At 66.1% G+C, this 17,277-nt stretch carries 19 protein-coding genes and 1 tRNA gene; 16 read left to right on the plus strand and 4 right to left on the minus strand.

The genetic code is table 11. The features are described 5' to 3' along the window. Positions 1-9: 9 nt before the first annotated feature. Both NUW50_RS18890 and NUW50_RS18895 read left to right on the plus strand, forming a co-directional pair. On the plus strand, positions 10-708 hold the full coding sequence (locus NUW50_RS18890) for a GntR family transcriptional regulator (protein ID WP_258290733.1): 699 nt from the start codon (positions 10-12) through the stop codon (positions 706-708). Positions 709-719: 11 nt separating this feature from the next. Then, positions 720-1,613: an aldose 1-epimerase gene (locus NUW50_RS18895; protein WP_258290734.1), complete on the plus strand. Its 894-nt coding sequence runs from the start codon at positions 720-722 to the stop codon at positions 1,611-1,613. Positions 1,614-1,629: 16 nt separating this feature from the next. Here NUW50_RS18895 and NUW50_RS18900 read toward each other — a convergent pair. Next, positions 1,630-1,706, minus strand: a tRNA-Ile gene (locus tag NUW50_RS18900). Positions 1,707-1,840: 134 nt separating this feature from the next. On the opposite strand from NUW50_RS18900, the gene NUW50_RS18905 reads away from it, so the two are divergent. The 3 genes from NUW50_RS18905 to purN all read left to right on the plus strand — a co-directional run bounded on the left by NUW50_RS18905 (position 1,841) and on the right by purN (position 3,985). Next, positions 1,841-2,302 carry a hypothetical protein gene (locus NUW50_RS18905; protein ID WP_258290735.1) on the plus strand — a complete coding sequence of 154 codons (462 nt, stop codon included), beginning with the start codon at positions 1,841-1,843 and terminating at the stop codon, positions 2,300-2,302. A 70-nt stretch (positions 2,303-2,372) separates the two neighbouring features. Continuing rightward, positions 2,373-3,416 (plus strand): phosphoribosylformylglycinamidine cyclo-ligase, encoded by a 1,044-nt coding sequence (purM, locus tag NUW50_RS18910; protein ID WP_258290736.1) that lies wholly within the window; start codon positions 2,373-2,375, stop codon positions 3,414-3,416. Beyond that, entirely contained in the window at positions 3,413-3,985 is a 573-nt protein-coding gene (gene purN, locus NUW50_RS18915) for a phosphoribosylglycinamide formyltransferase (protein ID WP_258290737.1), read from the plus strand. Before purM ends, purN begins: the two co-directional genes overlap by 4 nt. 22 nt (positions 3,986-4,007) lie before the next feature. On the opposite strand, the gene NUW50_RS18920 is transcribed toward purN, so the two are convergent. Both NUW50_RS18920 and NUW50_RS18925 read right to left on the minus strand, forming a co-directional pair. Further along, complete coding sequence (locus NUW50_RS18920; protein ID WP_258290738.1) at positions 4,008-4,478, minus strand: disulfide bond formation protein B; 471 nt, start codon at positions 4,476-4,478, stop codon at positions 4,008-4,010. Next, positions 4,475-5,053: a YqaA family protein gene (locus NUW50_RS18925; RefSeq protein ID WP_258290739.1), complete on the minus strand. Its 579-nt coding sequence runs from the start codon at positions 5,051-5,053 to the stop codon at positions 4,475-4,477. The genes NUW50_RS18920 and NUW50_RS18925 overlap by 4 nt, the downstream gene beginning before the upstream one ends. A 170-nt stretch (positions 5,054-5,223) precedes the next feature. On the opposite strand from NUW50_RS18925, the gene NUW50_RS18930 reads away from it, so the two are divergent. Next, positions 5,224-6,396 (plus strand): trans-sulfuration enzyme family protein, encoded by a 1,173-nt coding sequence (locus tag NUW50_RS18930; RefSeq protein ID WP_258290740.1) that lies wholly within the window; start codon positions 5,224-5,226, stop codon positions 6,394-6,396. A gap of 20 nt (positions 6,397-6,416) precedes the next feature. On the opposite strand, the gene NUW50_RS18935 is transcribed toward NUW50_RS18930, so the two are convergent. After that, on the minus strand, positions 6,417-6,800 hold the full coding sequence (locus NUW50_RS18935) for a hypothetical protein (protein ID WP_258290741.1): 384 nt from the start codon (positions 6,798-6,800) through the stop codon (positions 6,417-6,419). A gap of 196 nt (positions 6,801-6,996) precedes the next feature. On the opposite strand from NUW50_RS18935, the gene NUW50_RS18940 reads away from it, so the two are divergent. From NUW50_RS18940 to NUW50_RS18985, 10 genes are all read left to right on the plus strand, one after another. Beyond that, complete coding sequence (locus tag NUW50_RS18940; RefSeq protein ID WP_258290742.1) at positions 6,997-8,055, plus strand: ATP-binding protein; 1,059 nt, start codon at positions 6,997-6,999, stop codon at positions 8,053-8,055. 145 nt (positions 8,056-8,200) lie between these two features. Then, a complete protein-coding gene (locus NUW50_RS18945) occupies positions 8,201-9,220 on the plus strand; it encodes a substrate-binding domain-containing protein (protein ID WP_258290743.1) in 1,020 nt (339 codons plus the stop codon). 77 nt (positions 9,221-9,297) lie between these two features. Further along, positions 9,298-10,758, plus strand: coding sequence for a phosphate ABC transporter permease subunit PstC (gene pstC, locus NUW50_RS18950; RefSeq protein ID WP_258290744.1), 1,461 nt, complete (start codon positions 9,298-9,300; stop codon positions 10,756-10,758). A gap of 2 nt (positions 10,759-10,760) precedes the next feature. Continuing rightward, the gene (gene pstA, locus NUW50_RS18955) at positions 10,761-12,110 is read left to right on the plus strand and encodes a phosphate ABC transporter permease PstA (protein ID WP_258290849.1); all 1,350 of its coding nucleotides are present in this window, start codon (positions 10,761-10,763) and stop codon (positions 12,108-12,110) included. Positions 12,111-12,122: 12 nt separating this feature from the next. Further along, a complete protein-coding gene (gene pstB / locus NUW50_RS18960; RefSeq protein WP_275982253.1) occupies positions 12,123-12,926 on the plus strand; it encodes a phosphate ABC transporter ATP-binding protein PstB in 804 nt (267 codons plus the stop codon). Positions 12,927-12,937: 11 nt separating this feature from the next. Then, positions 12,938-13,654, plus strand: coding sequence for a phosphate signaling complex protein PhoU (gene phoU / locus NUW50_RS18965; protein ID WP_258290745.1), 717 nt, complete (start codon positions 12,938-12,940; stop codon positions 13,652-13,654). Further along, entirely contained in the window at positions 13,654-14,343 is a 690-nt protein-coding gene (gene phoB / locus NUW50_RS18970; protein ID WP_258290746.1) for a phosphate regulon transcriptional regulator PhoB, read from the plus strand. The genes phoU and phoB overlap by 1 nt, the downstream gene beginning before the upstream one ends. Before the next feature lie 180 nt (positions 14,344-14,523). Then, positions 14,524-14,937: a bacteriohemerythrin gene (locus NUW50_RS18975; RefSeq protein ID WP_258290747.1), complete on the plus strand. Its 414-nt coding sequence runs from the start codon at positions 14,524-14,526 to the stop codon at positions 14,935-14,937. 199 nt (positions 14,938-15,136) lie between these two features. Continuing rightward, positions 15,137-15,997, plus strand: coding sequence for a helix-turn-helix transcriptional regulator (locus tag NUW50_RS18980; protein ID WP_258290748.1), 861 nt, complete (start codon positions 15,137-15,139; stop codon positions 15,995-15,997). Positions 15,998-16,391: 394 nt separating this feature from the next. Then, positions 16,392-17,261 carry an ATPase gene (locus tag NUW50_RS18985; protein WP_258290749.1) on the plus strand — a complete coding sequence of 290 codons (870 nt, stop codon included), beginning with the start codon at positions 16,392-16,394 and terminating at the stop codon, positions 17,259-17,261. Positions 17,262-17,277: the final 16 nt, after the last annotated feature.

Consider the following 17,277-nt stretch of genomic DNA (forward strand, 5'->3'; position numbering starts at 1 on the left):
ATCTTACCTATGCACTCTGTTAGTCCGGCTTCCACCTTCAGGCGTGCCTCCGCGCTGTCACCGATCCATCGCCCCAAGACTGCCGCGGAAGAGGTCGAGGATCGTCTGATCCTGGCCATCGCACGCGGCGACAAGCAGCCCGGCGAGCGCCTGACCGAGGCGGAACTGTCCAGCGCCTTCGCGATCAGCCGGGTTCCGGCGCGCGAGGCGATGCAGAAACTGCAACTGCGCGGCATCCTGGTCGAGCGCGGCCGGCGCGGGTTGCAGGTTGCCGATTACAGTCCGCGCCGCATCGCCGAACTGATCGAGCTGCGCTTCGCGATCGAGCGGATATTCTTTCTGCAGGTCATGCGCCCCGGTCAGGACCGCATGCCGCTGATACGGGATCTCGAACAGAAGCTGGACGAGATGCGGGCGCAGTCCGGGGTGGGCGATCCGGTGGCGCTGTCCACCGTCGATCTGGAATTTCACCGCACCATCGTCACCCATTCCGGCAACGATCTGGCGGCGCAGATCTGGGAAGGGCTGGCGCAGCACATGCTGATCCTGTTCTGCCGCGACTGGTCGCAGACCGAGGACAGCACCGGCGAGGTGGAACTGCATCGCGAGTTGATGGACTTCGTTCGGGACGGCGACGTGGCCGATCTGGACCAGGCGCTGCGTCACCATTTCACGACTCCCGGGTCGCGCCTCGCGATGAAGACCTGAGCGCGTCGCGGATGACGATGCGGCCGGAGCTTCGTCGCGGCGCCCTGCGGCTGACCCTGGCGCCCGAGGCCGGCGGAGCGGTGGCGGGGTTCTGGCTCGACCGGCCGGAAGGACCACTGGCGCTGATGCGGCCACTGCCCGCGGGGGCAGGCGACGCGCTGCATTCCGGCATGTTCCCGATGCTGCCCTTCGCCAACTGCATCCGCGACAACCGGTTCTCCTTCGGCGGTCGTGATTGGCAGGTGGCGCCGAACATGGATGGCGCGCGGCTCAATTTCCACGGCTCCGGCTGGCGGCTGCCCTGGCAGGTGGCCGAAACCGGAGCGGCGCGGGCAGTCCTGACGCTCGATGCTGATGACGGCATCTGGCGTTACCATGCCGCACAAAGCTTCGCGTTGCAGGATGACGGGTTGATCGCGGCTCTGACCGTCACGAACCGGGGCACGGCCCCCATGCCCTTCGGCTTCGGCCTGCATCCCTGGTTTCCGCGCCACGGCCCGGCATCGGTCGCGTTCGATGCCACGGGTCAATGGTCGCTGACCCCCGAGGGCGAAGCGGTTGCGCTCGGGCCGGTCCCGGCCGGCATGGATTACCGCCAGCCCGCACCGCTGCCGCGCCGCAACCTCAACACTTGTTACGCCGGCTGGAGCGGGTCCTCCCGGATCGTCTGGCAGGATGAGGGCATCGCCCTGCATCTCTGCGCCGATCCGGTGATGGGCCATCTCATGGTCCATGTCCCGGCGCATGATCTGGAAACCTTCTGCCTCGAACCGCAGTCGAACCCGCCTTGCGGCTTCGACGGGCTTGAGGATGGGCGCCCAGGTCCGGGGATCCATGTCCTCGGGCCGGGAGAGTCGCTGTCGGGCCAGGTCGCCTTTCGCCTGCGGTTCCGACGGCCCCGATAGGCGCGGGGCAGGGGGGTGGTAGGCCCGGAGGGACTCGAACCCCCAACCAAGGCGTTATGAGCGCCCTGCTCTAACCAATTGAGCTACAGGCCCACTGCCGCTATCCCTTACCAGCATGGCCCGGTGGGTCAAGCCGGGCCGCACCACGACTGCGCCCCGGATCATTGCAGCACGAAGACATTTTCCCGCGCCGCGTTTTCGGCGCCACAGAGACAGGAGGCCAGCCAATGGCCAAGTTGAATGACGAGATGATGCGGGCAATCCTTGCCGACGGGCTGGCCCCGGGCGAGACCCTGACCGAGGTCGCCTACGGGGTGCGGCAGCCGAACATGCTCTACATGCTGCCGCTCTTCGCCCTGGCGGTCCTGCCCGGTGTGATCGTGACCCAGATGCTGACCAAGCATTATGTCGCCGGTCTCAGTGCCAGCACCCTGCATGTGGCCGAGGTCAAGCCGCGCTGGTCCTCACTGGCACTGGCGGTCAAGTCGGTGGTGACGCGGCGCTCTTTCGATCTCGCCACGCTCAAGGGGCAGCAGATCAAGACCGGGCAGGGGGCGTTGTTCACCAGGATCGCCATCGGCAGCGGCAAGGAGGGCTGGGCCGCCAAGTTCCACCGCGCATTCTCCAAGACCAACCGCAGTTCCGCCGAGGCGATAAAAGCGGCCGTCGAAGCGGCTGCGGCGGCCTGATCCGCACGCCGGCGTTGAACCCGCGCCCGGGATCGCATATCCGGGCGCGAAAGCCAGCGGAGCACAAGCAATGACCCAGAGGAACGGCCTGTCCTATGCCGAGGCCGGAGTCGACATCGACGCCGGAAACGCTCTGGTCGAACGGATCAAGCCCGCCGCCGCCACCACGCAGCGCCCCGGGACCATGGCCGGGCTGGGCGGTTTCGGGGCGCTCTTCGACCTCAAGGCGGCCGGCTACGCCGACCCGATCCTGGTCGCGGCCACCGACGGGGTCGGCACAAAGCTGCGGATCGCGATCGACACCGGCCATGTCGATACGATCGGCATCGACCTGGTCGCCATGTGCGTCAACGATCTGGTCTGCCAGGGGGCCGAACCCCTGTTCTTCCTCGACTATTTCGCCACCGGCAAGCTCGAGGTCGAGCAGGCGGCGCGGATCGTCGAAGGCATTGCCAAGGGCTGCGCCGACACCGGCACCGCGCTGGTCGGGGGCGAGACGGCCGAGATGCCGGGCATGTATCACGGCGGCGATTTCGACCTGGCGGGCTTTGCCGTCGGCGCGATGGAGCGCGGCGGCGCCCTGCCGGCCGGCGTCCTCGGGGGCGATGTGTTGCTGGGCCTGACCTCGGACGGGGTCCATTCCAACGGCTATTCGCTGGTCCGCCGGATCGTCGAACTTTCCGGCCTGGGCTGGGATGCCGATTGTCCCTTCGGCCCCGGCTCCCTGGGTGCGGCGCTGCTGGAGCCGACCCGGCTCTATGTCAAGCCGGCGCTGGCGGCGGTGCGCGCCGGTGGCGTTCATGCCCTGGCGCATATCACCGGCGGCGGGCTGACCGAGAACCTGCCGCGGGTGTTGCCCGCAGGGCTCGGAGCCCGGATCGACCTGGGTGCGATGGCGCTGCCGCCGGTCTTCGGCTGGCTGCGCGAGACCGGCGGAGTGAGCGAGGCCGAGATGCTCAAGACCTTCAACTGCGGCATCGGCATGGTACTGGCGGTGGCCGAGGATCGGGCCGAGGCGCTGACCGGGTTGCTGGGCGCGGCGGGCGAGACGGTGGTGCAACTGGGCCGGGTCGAAGCCGGGCAGGGGGTCTCCTACGAAGGGGGGCTGGCGTGAGCACGCCGGTCGCGATCCTGATCTCGGGTGGCGGCTCGAACATGCTGGCGCTGGCCCGGAGCATGACGGGCGATCACCCGGGCCGCTGCTGTCTGGTCCTGTCGAACCGGCCCGGGGCCGGCGGGCTGGCGCGGGCCGAGTCCCTGGGGCTGGCGACGGCGGTGGTCGATCACCGGGGCCGCAGCCGCGAGGAATTCGAGGCCGAGCTGGACGCCACCCTGCGCGGCCATGGCGCCGAGGTGCTGGCACTGGCCGGGTTCATGCGGATCCTGACGCCGGGATTCATCCGGGGCTGGGCCGGGCGGATGCTGAACATCCATCCCTCGCTGCTGCCGAAATACCCCGGCCTGCATACCCATCAGCGGGCGCTCGACGCCGGCGATGCCGAGGCCGGCTGTTCGGTGCATCTGGTGACGGAAGAACTGGACGGCGGACCGGTGCTGGGCCAGGCGCGGGTGCCGGTGCTGCCGGAGGACACGGCCGAAACCCTTGCCGCGCGGGTGCTGGTCGAAGAGCACCGGCTCTACCCGCAGTGCCTGCGTGACTTCCTGGAGCGGCGCCCTGCCTGACCCGCGCCGGGGCTGATCGTGTTCAGGCCTCGGCCCGGCTTGCCCGTGCGGCCAGCAGCCAGACCAGCACCAGCCCTGCCGAGATCAGCATGTTCCAAGACGCCATCGAAATCCCGAACATGTCCCATGCCACCTGATCGCACTGCACCAGCGGCGCGCCCATGATCTGGTCCATCAGCTGATCCGGGGTCAGGTTCTCGATCCCGCCCGAGGTGCAGGTCGTCGGGCCCTGCCACCAATGTTGCTCGACCCCGGTATGGTAGAGCCCCAGTCCCGATGTCACCGCCGCCGCCAGGGCACCCAGATAGGGCAGAAGCCGTCCCGGGATCACCATTGCAAGCGCCCCGATCACCACCGCCGCGGCATGCGGCCAGCGCTGTTGCAGGCAGAGATGGCAGGGCGCCAGCCCGCCGAGATACTGGAACGCCAGCGCCCCGAGCAGGAGCGCCGCCGAGCCGGCCGTCGCCACGATCAGCAAGGCTTTGCGTGTCATAGGTATTTCACCACGTAGAAACCGGCGGCGAGGATCACGACGAAGAGCGTGAACATCAAGCCCAGACGCCGCTCGATCAAATCACGAATGGGTGCGCCGAATTTCCACAACAGCGCCGCGACGACGAAGAAACGCAGCCCCCGGGCGATCACCGAGGCGATCATGAAGACGGTGAAGTTCAGATGGGTGACGCCGGAAACGATGGTGATGACCTTGTAGGGAAAGGGCGTCACCCCGGCGATCAGCACGGCCCAGGCCCCCCATTCGTTGTAACGGGCGGCAAAGACGTCGAAACTGTCGGTCTTGCCGTAGAAGGCCAGCACCGGCTGGCCGACCTGGTCGAAGAAGAAGGCGCCGATCGCATAGCCCAGGATTCCGCCCAGCACCGAGGCGGCCAGCGCCACCCCTGCGATGACGAAGGCTCGCGAGGGCCGGGCGATGATCATCGGGATCATCAGCACGTCGGGCGGAATCGGAAAGACCGAGCTCTCGACAAAGGCGATCAGGGCCAGGGCCCAGAGCGCCTTGGGATGCTCGGCCAGCCCGATCACCCATTGGTATAGTCTGCGGTGCATGGCGGCCTCGGCGGTTCTGTCGCGCCGGTGTGGCGGCAACCGCGCATGCGGTCAAGCGCCGGGGCAGGGGATCGGGCCGGGGTGGCGCCCGGAAGGCACGGGCGGGTGCCGCGCAAGGGGGCTGGTGCCGCTGCGGTTTTCGCGCCAGAACCGGGGCGAAGGAGACCGCCATGAAGACGCTTGTCCGCCGCCATCCCTTTCCACGGTCCAGCTCGATGCCGCTCGGCTCGGCGATCCAGCCTTCGGTGGCCTATGCCTCGGAAAGCCCCGACGCGCTGGACGCCCAATACGAGGGCCGGGCCAGCGGCTATACCTATGCCCGCGAAGGCCACCCGAATGCCGATCTGCTGGCGGCACGGATCGACTGGCTGGAAGGGGTGGAGGGCGGCATCGTCACCGGCTCGGGCATGGCGGCGGTGACGGCGGCACTGCTGGGGCTGCTGAAGGCGGGCGATCACCTGCTGGGCGGCGATCAGCTCTATGGCCGTTCGCTGCGGCTGATGAACGAGGATCTGCCGCGGCTGGGCATCGCCACCTCGCTGGCCGATCCGACCGATGCCGCGGCCTTTGCCCGGGCGATCCGGCCCGAGACCCGGGCGGTGCTGATCGAGGTGGTCTCGAACCCGACCCTGCGGGTGGCGGACCTTGAGGGCATCGCGGCGCTCTGCAAGGCGCATGGGCTGATCCTGATGATCGACAACACCTTCACCACGCCACGGGCGCTGCGGGCGGTGGATCACGGCGCCGACGTGGTGATTCATTCGGTGACCAAGCTGCTGGCCGGGCATTCCGACGTGACCCTGGGCTGGGTGGCGGCCAGGGATCCAGAGCTTCAGGCGGCGATCCGGGTCTTTGCCGTGACCACCGGCATGACCGCCTCGCCCTATGATTGCTGGCTGGCCGAGCGCGGGCTCTTCACCTTCGAACTGCGCTACGACCGGGCGGCGCAGACTGCGGCGCATCTAGCCGATGTGCTGGCGGCCGAGCCGGGCGTCGCCCGGGTGATCTACCCTCTGCGTCCCGACCACCCCGACCATAACCGCGCCGCCGGATTGCTGGGCGAACGGGGCGGCAACATGTTGTCCTTCGAGATCGCCGGCGGCCGCGACGCCGCCAATGCGCTGGTCCGGGCCGCGCCCGAGATCGCCTTTGCCCCGACGCTGGGCGACATCGGCACCACGCTGTCGCATCCGGCAAGCTCCTCGCATCGCGGGCTCAGCCCCGAGGCCCGGGCGGCGCAGGGCATTTCCGAAGGCTTCTTCCGCCTCTCGGTCGGGGTCGAGGATGCCGAACTGCTGGCCGACGACCTGACCCGCGCGATCCGCGCCGCGACGGGAAGCTGACAGACCGCCGTGACGGTGGCTCAGACGTCGATGAAGGTCAGGTCGAAGCTCAGCCCCGGGCAGAGCTTCGCCACCTCGCGCCGGATCACCCCCGGCGCCGGAAGCGACCGGGTCACCGCCCGGTAGGTGCCGCGATAGCCGAGCCCGGCCAGGATCTGCGCCACGTCCACGCAATCGAAGCTGCGACAGATCAGCGGCGAGAGGATCATGTCGGGCTTCACGGAATCGAGCAGTTCGGCCCCGAGCTGCTGGAATCCGGCATGAACGAAACCCGGGCCGATCTGCCCCACGGTGCCGCCATCCTCGTTCTCATCGGCCTCGCAAATCACCAGCACGACCCGGCGCATGGCAGCGGGACGGTCCTTGGCCGATGCGTCCAGTCCGATGATCGTGCCCTGTGTCATGAATTGTCTTCCACTGTCGCGCGGCCTGCTCTCCGCTGCATATTCGTTGATATGTTGGCCCGATTCGGATGAATTGCAAGCCATAAGTTACCGAAAAGGCTCAATAAGAACTCAGGGGTTGCGTGACAGGGGGGGCTGTCTGGTAACAGGCATCGAGCCCGGCGGCACCGCTGCGGTGCAAGCTGGAGAGACACCGATGACGGTAGATACGGACGCTGTGATCAAGGCGCTGCCACTGCCCGCAGTGCTGGTCGATACCGCGGGCCGGGTCGCGGTGGCCAACGCCGGGGCCGACGCGCTGTTCGGCATCGACCTGACCGGCCGCCACCATGTCGCGGTGCTGCGCCAGCCCGATCTGCTCGATTCGGTGGACCGGGTCCTGTCGCGCGGGGAGGGCGCCGAAGTGCGCTACCGGGTGCGCCGCGGCCAGAGCGATCAGGTCTTCCGGGTGACGGTGACGCCCGCAGGCGAGGGGCCCCCCAATGCCGCGCTGCTGGTCTTCGAGGATGCCACCCCGGTCGAGGCGGCCGGCCAGATGCGCCGCGATTTCGTCGCCAATGTCAGCCATGAGCTGAAGACTCCGTTGACCGCGGTGCTGGGTTTCATCGAGACGCTGCGCTCCACCGCCCGCGACGATCCGCAGGCGCGTGAGCGGTTCCTCGGCATCATGGAACGCGAGGCGAAGCGGATGAACCGGCTGGTCTCGGACCTGCTGTCGTTGAGCCGGGTCGAGGACGAAGAGAGGATGCGGCCGCGCCAGACGGTCGATCTCGCGCCCCTGTTGCGCCGCACCCTGGCGACCCTGAAGGCTGTGATCGAACAGGCCGGCTCTGAAATCGAGATCATCGAGCCGGGAGAGCCGCTGCCGGTTCCGGGCGATCCTGACCAGTTGCAGCAGGTGATGGCCAACCTGATAGAGAACGCGCTGAAATACGGTCGCCCGCGCGGCAAGGTGACGGTCCGGCTCTGCCTGCCGGTGCAGGACGATGCCCTGGGTCGGCCCGCGGCGCGAATCGAGGTCGAGGACCAGGGCGAGGGGATCGACCCGATCCATCTGCCGCGCCTGACCGAGCGCTTCTATCGGGTCGATGCGCATCGCTCGCGTTCGGCCGGCGGCACCGGGCTGGGGCTGGCGATCGTCAAGCATATCGTCAACCGGCATCGAGGAAGGCTGGCGATCGACTCGAAACCCGGCGAGGGCAGCCGGTTCTCGATTCTGCTTCCGGCGGCGGACCCCGATGCCACCGCGGCCTGACCCGGCACCGAACCCTTCTTGGCGCAATTTCCGGCGCTGTCATGAAACTGTTACGCGCGCGTCACAAAAGCTTGGCGCAAGAGTCCTACACGCCGTCCCAAGGGGGCCAGCTGTCGGCCCCTGACGGACAGGAAAAGGAGACACCATGTCCAAGCGCATTCTCGCCGTCTCGGCACTTGCCATCCTCGCCGCCGGCACGGCCCAGGCCCGTGACAACATCGCCATCGCCGGGTCGTCGACCGTGCTGCCCTACGCGACCATCGTTGCCGAGGCCTTCGGCGAAAACTTCGACTTCCCGACCCCCGTGGTCGAGGGCGGCGGCTCGGGCGCCGGGCGCAAGAAGCTCTGCGAAGGCGTGGGCGAGAACACCATCGACATCGCCAACTCGTCGAGCCGGATCAAGCAATCGGACATCGACAACTGCGCCTCCAACGGCGTGTCCGAAATCATGGAAGTTCGCATCGGCTATGACGGCATCGTCTTTGCCTCGGATGTCAACGGTCCCGAATTCGCCTTCACTCCGGCCGACTGGTACAATGCCATCGCCGCCAAGGTGGTGGTCGACGGCAAGCTGGTCGACAACCCGAACAAGACCTGGGCCGACGTGAACCCGGAGCTTCCGGCGCAGGACATCCTGGCTTTCGTCCCGGGCACCAAGCACGGCACCCGCGAAGTCTTCGACGTCAAGGTGATCGAAGCCGGCTGCGAGGAAAGCGGCGCTCTCGAAGCCTTCATGGCGGCCTCGATGGAAGAGAGCGAATGCATGAAGCTGCGCACCGACGGCGCGTCGGTCGATATCGACGGCGACTACACCGAGACCCTCTCGCGTCTCGACGCCAACAAGAACGCCATCGGCGTCTTCGGCCTGTCGTTCTATGAAAACAACACCGACAAGCTGCGCGTCGCCACGATGAACGGCGTCGTTCCCTCGACCGAGTCGATCGCGTCCGGCGAATACCCGGTCTCGCGGCCGCTCTACTTCTACGTCAAGACCGCCCACCTCGGCGTGATCCCGGGCCTGCAGGAGTATATCGACTTCTTTGTCTCGGATGACATGGCCGGCCCGGACGGCCCGCTGGCCGACTATGGCCTGGTCTCCGACCCGGAACTGGCCGCCACCCAGGCCATGGTTGCCGCCGGCACCCCAATGGGTCCGCTGAACTGAGCGGCTGATGCCTCGCGCGGGTGGCGTTTCTTGCGCCGCCCGCCCCCCGAGATGGTTCGGAACAGTTGGAAACTCCTATGACCGTCGGACTTATCCTGTTGATCGTTCTGGCCATCGCCCTTTCGGGCTATGTGCTGGGCCGCCGCCGGTCACTGCGGATGGTGGGTGGTGACATCCGCAAGCTTCATTCGCTGCCCGGCTTCTACGGCCAGTCGGTGTTGATCTTCGCTGCGGTGCCCGCGCTGCTGGTCATGCTGGGCTGGATGCTCCTGCAACCGCCGCTGGTGGATCGCCATGTCGCCAGGCTGATCACCGAGGCCGATATCGCCGAGGGCAGCAGCCGCGATCTGGTGATGAGCGATGTGCGCCGGATCGCCGACGGGCTCGACCAGATGATGGCCGCCGAAAACCTTTCCGAAGACGCATTGCAGGCGCTGGACGCCGGGGACAGCGACATTCGCGCCAAGCTCGGAAATGTCGGAATAGCCCTGGGCTCCGATGTGCGATCCGCCGTCTTCGAGGCCGCCAAGGTCTACCGCGATAGTGCCGCCACGGGCCGAACGCTGATGACTCTGGCAGTGATCGGCCTGGCGCTGACCGGGGCGGTCTTCGGCTATCTGCGGATCGCGCCGGAGTATCGGGCCCGCAATGTCGCCGAAACCTCGGTCAAGGCGCTGCTGATCCTGTCATCCTTCGTGGCGGTGCTGACCACGGTCGGCATCGTCCTGTCGCTGCTCTTCGAATCGCTGCATTTCTTCCGGCTCTACCCGGCCCGGGAATTCTTCTTCAACCTGACCTGGAACCCGCAGTTCCGGGGCGGTTCGGATCTCGGCATCTTCCCGTTGCTCTGGGGGACGCTCTATGTCTCCTTCGTGGCGCTGGTCTTCGCCGTGCCGGTCGGGCTGATGGCGGCGATCTACCTGGCCGAATATGCCTCGAAGCCGGTGCGCGCGGTCGCCAAGCCGCTGATCGAGATCCTGGCCGGCATCCCGACCATCGTCTATGGTCTCTTCGCCCTGATCACCATCGGCCCGCTGCTTCGCGACTACTTCGCCCAGCCGCTCGGCCTGGGCGCCTCGTCCTCGTCGGTGATGACCGCCGGGCTGGTGATGGGGATCATGCTGATCCCCTTCGTCTCCTCGCTGTCGGATGACGTGATCAACGCGGTGCCGCAGGCGGTGCGCGACGGCTCCTACGGGCTGGGTGCGACCCAGTCCGAGACCATCCGTCAGGTGATCCTGCCCGCCGCCCTTCCGGGCATCGTCGGCGCCATCCTGCTGGCCGCCAGCCGGGCGATCGGCGAGACGATGATCGTCGTCATGGGGGCAGGGGCGGCGGCCAAGCTGTCGCTCAACCCGTTCGAAGCGATGACCACGATCACCGTCAAGATCGTCAGCCAGCTGACCGGCGATACCGAATTCGCTTCTCCCGAGACCCTGGTCGCCTTTGCCCTGGGCCTCTCGCTCTTCGTGGTGACTCTGGGGCTGAATGTCATCGCACTGTATGTGGTGCGCAAATACCGGGAGCAGTACGAATGAGCATGCCCCAGACCACCGGCCCGCAGACCGGGCATCGCGCGTCGAAATCGTTGTTGGAAGTCGATGCCGGAACCCGCCGCCGCAACCGCGCCGAGGCACGGTTCCGCAGCTACGGCATTGCCGCCATCGGCGTCGCAGTTCTGGCGTTGGTGCTGCTGGTCACCTCGGTCCTGTCGAACGGTCTGGGCGCCTTTCGCCAGACCTTCGTCATCATGGACATAACCCTGGCCGCCGACACCCTCGACCCGAGCGGTACCGGCGATGTCGATGCGATGAAGAGGGTGTCGACCATCGGCTACGGCAAGCTCCTGAAGACGGCGCTGATTGCCGACCTGGAGTCGCGGGGCATCCCGACCGAGGGCATGTCCGAAAAGGAGATCGCCGGGCTTCTGTCCAAGGAGGCTCCGGCCCAGCTGCGCAACATGGTGCTGGCCGATCCTTCGCTGATCGGCCAGACGATCCGCTTCAAGACCTATGCCACAGGCCGGGTGGACGGCTATTTCAAGGGCCGGGTCTCGATGGAGAGCGCCGAGCGGGATTCCAACGTCACCCCGGCCCAGCTGGAACTGGCCGACCGGATGCGCGCCAAGGGGCTGATGTCGGTCGGGTTCAACTGGGGCTTCCTCTTCGGTCCGGATGCGTCCGAACTGCGGCCCGAGGCGGCCGGCCTCGGCATTGCCATCCTCGGCTCGGCCTACATGATGATCCTGGTCCTGGTGCTGGCCCTGCCGATCGGCGTCGCCGCTTCGATCTATCTCGAGGAATTCGCGCCGCAGAACCGCTGGACCGACCTGATCGAGGTGAATATCGCCAATCTGGCGGCGGTGCCTTCGATCGTCTTCGGCATCCTTGGTCTGGCCCTGTTCATCAACTTCATGGGGCTGCCGCAATCGGCGCCGGTCGTCGGGGCGCTGGTGCTGACCCTGATGACCCTGCCGACGATCATCATCGCCACCCGCGCCAGCTTGAAGTCGGTGCCGCCCTCGATCCGCTCGGCGGCCCTCGGTGTCGGCGCCTCGAAGATGCAGACGGTGTTTCACCACGTCCTGCCGCTGGCGATGCCCGGCATCCTGACCGGCACCATCATCGGCCTGGCGCAGGCCCTGGGCGAAACCGCACCGCTGCTGCTGATCGGCATGGTGGCCTTCGTGCGCGATTTTCCCTCGGCACCGCCCGAAGGATTCATGGACCCCGCGGCGGCGCTGCCGGTGCAGGTCTACAACTGGACCCAGAGGGCCGACCCGGCCTTTGTCGAGCGCGCCTCGGGGGCGATCATCGTGCTGCTGGCATTCCTGCTGACCATGAACATCGTCGCGATCGTCCTGCGGCGGCGGTTCGAGCGGCGCTGGTAGGAAGGACGCATGATGAAAGACAACCGGATCGAAGAAAGAACCGTGGACATGGACATGACCGAAACCAAGATCTCGGCCCGCAATGTGCAGGTCTACTACGGTGAAACCCACGCGATCAGGGATGTGGATGTCGATATTCTCGACAAGACCGTCACCGCCTTCATCGGCCCCTCGGGCTGCGGGAAATCGACCTTCCTGCGCTGCCTGAACCGGATGAACGACACGATCCCGATCTGCCGGGTCGAGGGCACGATCCTGCTCGACGGCGAGGATATCTACGACAAGCGCGTCGATCCGGTGCAGCTGCGCGCCCGGGTCGGCATGGTGTTCCAGAAGCCGAACCCGTTCCCCAAGTCGATCTACGACAATGTCGCCTACGGGCCGCGCATTCACGGTCTGGCCCGCAGCAAGGCGGAGCTGGATGACATCGTCGAGAAATCCCTGCGCCGCGCCGCGCTCTGGTCCGAGGCCAAGGACCGGCTCGACCAGCCCGGCACCGGCCTTTCCGGCGGCCAGCAGCAGCGTCTCTGCATCGCCCGGGCGGTGGCCACCGAACCCGAGGTTCTGCTGATGGACGAACCCTGCTCGGCGCTCGACCCGATCGCCACGGCCCAGGTCGAGGAACTGATCGACGAGCTGCGCCGCGACTACTCGGTGGTGATCGTCACCCATTCAATGCAGCAGGCCGCGAGGGTCAGCCAGAAGACCGCCTTCTTCCACCTCGGCAGCCTTGTCGAATTCGGCGAGACCGGGGAGATCTTCACCAATCCGCAAGACCCACGTACCGAAAGCTACATCACCGGCCGGATCGGCTAGGGAGAGTGACCATGAACGAGCAGCATATCGCATCGGCCTTCGACCGCGACCTGGAAGCCATCCAGGCGATGATCATGAAGATGGGCGGCCTGGTCGAGGAGGCGATCACCAATTCCTCCGAGGCGCTCGCCAACCGCGACGAGGACATGGCCGCCAAGGTCCGCGCCGACGACGCCAAGATCGACGACCTGGAGGAACAGATCAACGAAGAGGCGGCCCGGGTGATCGCCCTGCGCCAGCCGATGTCCTCGGACCTGCGTACCGTGCTGACGGTGATGAAGATCTCGGCCAATCTGGAACGGGTCGGGGACTACGCCAAGAACCTCGGCAAGCGGACCTCGGTTCTGGTCGAGATGCAGCCGGTCGGTGCCTCGGCCAAGTCGCTGCGGCGGATGGCCCGCGAGGTCGAGCTGATGCTGAAGGACGCGCTCGACAGCTACATGCGGCGCGACGTGGCGCTGGCCACCAAGGTCCGCGACCACGATCTCGAGGTGGACCAGATCTACAACGCCCTGTTCCGCGAGTTGCTGACCCACATGATGGAAGACCCGCGCAACATCACCGCCTGCATGCATCTGCATTTCATCGCCAAGAACATCGAGCGGATGGGCGACCATGTGACCTCGATCGCGGAAGAGGTGATCTATCTTGTCACCGGAGAGCGGCCCGGCGATCCCAGGCCGAAGGACAATGCCATCTATGGCGCGGCAGAGGGGCAGGGTGACTGATGGCACTGGCAAAACCCCGTGTGCTGGTGGTCGAGGACGAACCGGCGCAGGCCGAGGTTCTGGCCTATAACCTGGAAGCCGAAGGCTTCGACGTGGATCGGGCGCTGACCGGAGACGAGGCGCTGATGCTGGTCGAGGAATCGCCGCCCGATCTGATCCTGCTCGACTGGATGCTGCCCGGCGTCTCGGGAATCGAGATTTGCCGGCGGCTGAAGCTGCGCTCGGAAACCCGGGCGGTACCGGTGATCATGATCTCGGCCCGCGCCGAAGAGGTGGACCGGGTGCGGGGGCTGGAGACCGGAGCCGACGACTATGTGGTGAAGCCCTACAGCTTGGTCGAGCTGATGGCCCGGGTAAAGGGCCAGCTGCGCCGTTCGCGCCCCGCCACCGTGGGCGAGCGGCTGGAATGGGCCGACATCGTCCTGGACAGCGAGACCCACCGGGTCACCCGTGAAGGGGCCGTTCTGAAGCTGGGCCCGACCGAATTCCGGTTGCTGGCCACCTTCATGGAGCGTCCGGGCCGGGTCTGGGGCCGGGATCAGCTGCTCGACCGGGTCTGGGGCCGCGACATCTATGTCGATACCCGTACCGTCGACGTTCATGTCGGCCGGCTGCGCAAGGCGCTCTGTGCCAAGGGTGGCGAGGACCCGCTGCGGACGGTGCGCGGAGTCGGCTACGCACTGGGTTAAGAATGCCCCGTATATATCTGATATTATGTCATAAATAGGAATACAAACTGCAACGACACGGGGCAGGGCGGTCGCCTATCGCTCCGGCCCCGGGACGGTTGTTGATCTTCCCCGCCGGTCTTGACACTCTTCCGGGCAACGCGAGTTCTGTGGAACCGATCGACGCCCCGGGGGGACGCGATGAAATGGACCGAGGAACATGCCACCGGCGTGCCGGTGGTTGACGACCAGCATCGCGCCTTGTTCGCGTTCTCCGAGGAGCTGCGCGATGTGCTGGAAAATGACGCCGGCGAAAAGACTTACGACCTGTCGCTCGACTTCCTCAAGACCTATGCCGAGGTGCATTTCGGGATCGAGGAGAAATGCATGCTGGCGCATCTCTGTCCGGTGGCGGGCCGGAACCGGAAAGAGCATGGCGCCTTCACCCGGATGATCGCCGAAGAGGAGGCGCTCTTTCGCAGCCAGGGCTTCGACCGCCAGCGCGCCCTGGAACTCACCGACAGGATCGACCAATGGCTCGACAGCCACATCCGCAGGATCGACACCCAGCTCAGGGATGTGGTGACGGACGGGGACGTGGCGTCCCGGTCATGATCCTCTGTGCAAGGTTCTGTTTCGATACAGAGTTTGCGCCTTGGGCGTGATGGTACCGGGCTGCAAGGCAAAACGCATAATGATGATTATGTAACCTTTGAAGTACCGCAAACCGCCATTCTGCTTGACGCATGGTCATCGACAAGTGGCCCCGGCCGGGTTTAAACAGTCTTGCAGGATGAGGGAATTGAAAGTGCCAGTGAACGCCAAACCGGAGTCCTCCGACAGTTCGGCTGTCGTGTCGAACTATCCCGAGGGAGTTGTCACCGCGACGCCGCAGGCGGCGATCGAGACGGTGACCAAGATCGCCAACTGCACGAAGATCGAGGACGCCTGGGCCCTGGGCGTCGATGCGCTGCGACAGTTCGGCTTTGACCAGATCAATTACGGCTTCACCCGGTTCCGACATGCCAATGCCATCGGCGACCCGGCCGACGCGCTGTTCCTGACCAATCACGACGCAGCGCATGTCAAAGCCTATTTCGAGAGCGGCTTCTTTTCCCGGACCCCGATGTTCCGGTGGGTCAGCGAGAATGTCGGCGCCTGTTCCTGGCGTTGGGCGCATGAACAGCGCGCGGCCGGCAATCTCACCGAGTCCGAACTCCGCGCCATGGACGAGAACTGGAAACTCGGCGTTCGGGCCGGATATTCCATCGGTTTCGCGCCCACCTCGGCGCGTTCGAAGGGCGCCATGGGCCTGACGGCGCGGGCCGGTCTCGACCAGGATCAGGTCGATGCGATCTGGGACCGGCACGGGGACCAGGTTCTGGCGGTTGCCAATCTGATGCACCTGAAGCTGACCCAGCTTCCCTACCCGGTCCAGCGCCGCCCGCTGACCGAGCGGCAGCGCGAGGCGCTGGAATGGGTGGCCGACGGAAAGACCACGCAAGACATTGCAATGCTTATGGAAATTTCGACCGCCATGGTCGAGAAACACCTGAGACTGGCGCGCGACGCCCTGTCGGTGGAAACCACTGCCCATGCCGTTGCCAAGGCCTCGTTCCTGAACCAGATCTTCGTGATCGATCCGGAAACCGGGCTGGAAAAACCCGACCCCTAGGGCCGCTTCGCGGCGAAATTGATCGGGCGGTATGGAATCCCTGACTTCCGGAAATGACCCCCATATCGCATCCTGATCGTGTTCCGTGAGTGGTGGCATTCTTGCCTAGGGACATTGGGTCGAGGGGGCCTGGTATTTGCAGAATCCCCCTCGGCCCTACCCGGGAAACCGGACTGTTGGCATCGGTTGCGTATAGGTCGCCGCCGATGCCAACGCCAACAACGGCGCGGGGGTCCTCATCCCCAATCAAGGCCCTGCGCCGGGCAAAGAGCGGTGCGGCTGCCCGGCTGCACCGTTTCTTTTGCCATTCTGCTACCCGGCCCGTGCCCCGGTCAATTCCCTCTCGCCGGAACGGCGAAATGTCGCTAAACAGCGCCGGGACCGGAGGCCGAGGATGATCCACCAAACCGCAGACGACTGGCGCAACTCCAGGCAGAAGCATGTGCTTCTGTTCGGCATGTCGGGGCTTGGCAAGACCCGGCTGTCATCGATCCTGCGCGAGGCCGGCGACTGGTTCCACTACTCGATCGACTACCGCATCGGGACCCGCTACATGGGCGAGCACATCGCCGACAACTTCAAGGCCGAGGCGATGAAGAATCCGTTTCTGGCCAATCTGTTGCGGACCGATTCCGTCTACATCTCGTCGAACATCACCTTCGACAACCTGGCACCGCTCTCGACCTACCTGGGCAAGCCCGGCGATCCGGCCAAGGGCGGCCTGCCCTTTGCCGAATACATGCGCCGCCAGGCCCTGCATGCCGAGGCCGAGATCGCCTCGCTGCGCGACACGGTGCGCTTCATCGACCGGGCCCGCACGCTCTATGGCTACGACAGCTTCATCTGCGACAGTTCCGGTTCGATCTGCGAGGTCGTGGACCCCTGGGACGATGCCGATCCGGTGCTGGAGCTTCTGTCGCAGCATCTGTTGCTGGTCTGGATCGAAGGCACCGAGGAACACACCGAAGAGCTGATCCGCCGGGCCCGGAAACAGCCCAAGCCGATGTATTACTCACCCGGGTTCCTGACCGAGTCATGGCAGGACTATATGCGTGAAAACAATGTGTTAGAAGATGAAGTTGATCCAGATGACTTCACCCGCGCAACCTTCGCCAAGGCGCTGAAGCGGCGCCGGCCGCGCTATGCCGAGATGGCCCGCCGCTGGGGGCTCAAGGTCAGCGCCGAGGCCACCGCCTCGGTCCGGGATCCGGCGGATTTCGAGGCGATGATCGCCGATGCGCTGGACGCCCGAATGCGGGGTTGAGCCCCCTGCCCGCACA

It is taken from the genome of Frigidibacter sp. ROC022, assembly GCF_024723735.1.
Classification (GTDB): Bacteria; Pseudomonadota; Alphaproteobacteria; order Rhodobacterales; family Rhodobacteraceae; genus SLM-1.

Excerpts from the sequence above, each read along its gene's own strand:
- NUW50_RS18945 (WP_258290743.1), top strand. The coding sequence starts at position 8,201 with ATGTCCAAGCGCATTCTCGCCGTCTCGGCACTTGCCATCCTCGCCGCC.
- NUW50_RS18985 (WP_258290749.1), top strand. The coding sequence starts at position 16,392 with ATGATCCACCAAACCGCAGACGACTGGCGCAACTCCAGGCAGAAGCAT.
- phoB (WP_258290746.1), top strand. The coding sequence starts at position 13,654 with ATGGCACTGGCAAAACCCCGTGTGCTGGTGGTCGAGGACGAACCGGCG.
- NUW50_RS18920 (WP_258290738.1), bottom strand. The coding sequence starts at position 4,478 with ATGACACGCAAAGCCTTGCTGATCGTGGCGACGGCCGGCTCGGCGGCG.
- pstA (WP_258290849.1), top strand. The coding sequence starts at position 10,761 with ATGCCCCAGACCACCGGCCCGCAGACCGGGCATCGCGCGTCGAAATCG.
- NUW50_RS18935 (WP_258290741.1), bottom strand. The coding sequence starts at position 6,800 with ATGACACAGGGCACGATCATCGGACTGGACGCATCGGCCAAGGACCGT.
- NUW50_RS18940 (WP_258290742.1), top strand. The coding sequence starts at position 6,997 with ATGACGGTAGATACGGACGCTGTGATCAAGGCGCTGCCACTGCCCGCA.
- purM (WP_258290736.1), top strand. The coding sequence starts at position 2,373 with ATGACCCAGAGGAACGGCCTGTCCTATGCCGAGGCCGGAGTCGACATC.
- NUW50_RS18975 (WP_258290747.1), top strand. The coding sequence starts at position 14,524 with ATGAAATGGACCGAGGAACATGCCACCGGCGTGCCGGTGGTTGACGAC.
- pstB (WP_275982253.1), top strand. The coding sequence starts at position 12,123 with ATGAAAGACAACCGGATCGAAGAAAGAACCGTGGACATGGACATGACC.
- phoU (WP_258290745.1), top strand. The coding sequence starts at position 12,938 with ATGAACGAGCAGCATATCGCATCGGCCTTCGACCGCGACCTGGAAGCC.
- NUW50_RS18895 (WP_258290734.1), top strand. The coding sequence starts at position 720 with ATGACGATGCGGCCGGAGCTTCGTCGCGGCGCCCTGCGGCTGACCCTG.
- pstC (WP_258290744.1), top strand. The coding sequence starts at position 9,298 with ATGACCGTCGGACTTATCCTGTTGATCGTTCTGGCCATCGCCCTTTCG.
- NUW50_RS18890 (WP_258290733.1), top strand. The coding sequence starts at position 10 with ATGCACTCTGTTAGTCCGGCTTCCACCTTCAGGCGTGCCTCCGCGCTG.
- NUW50_RS18925 (WP_258290739.1), bottom strand. The coding sequence starts at position 5,053 with ATGCACCGCAGACTATACCAATGGGTGATCGGGCTGGCCGAGCATCCC.
- NUW50_RS18930 (WP_258290740.1), top strand. The coding sequence starts at position 5,224 with ATGAAGACGCTTGTCCGCCGCCATCCCTTTCCACGGTCCAGCTCGATG.
- NUW50_RS18905 (WP_258290735.1), top strand. The coding sequence starts at position 1,841 with ATGGCCAAGTTGAATGACGAGATGATGCGGGCAATCCTTGCCGACGGG.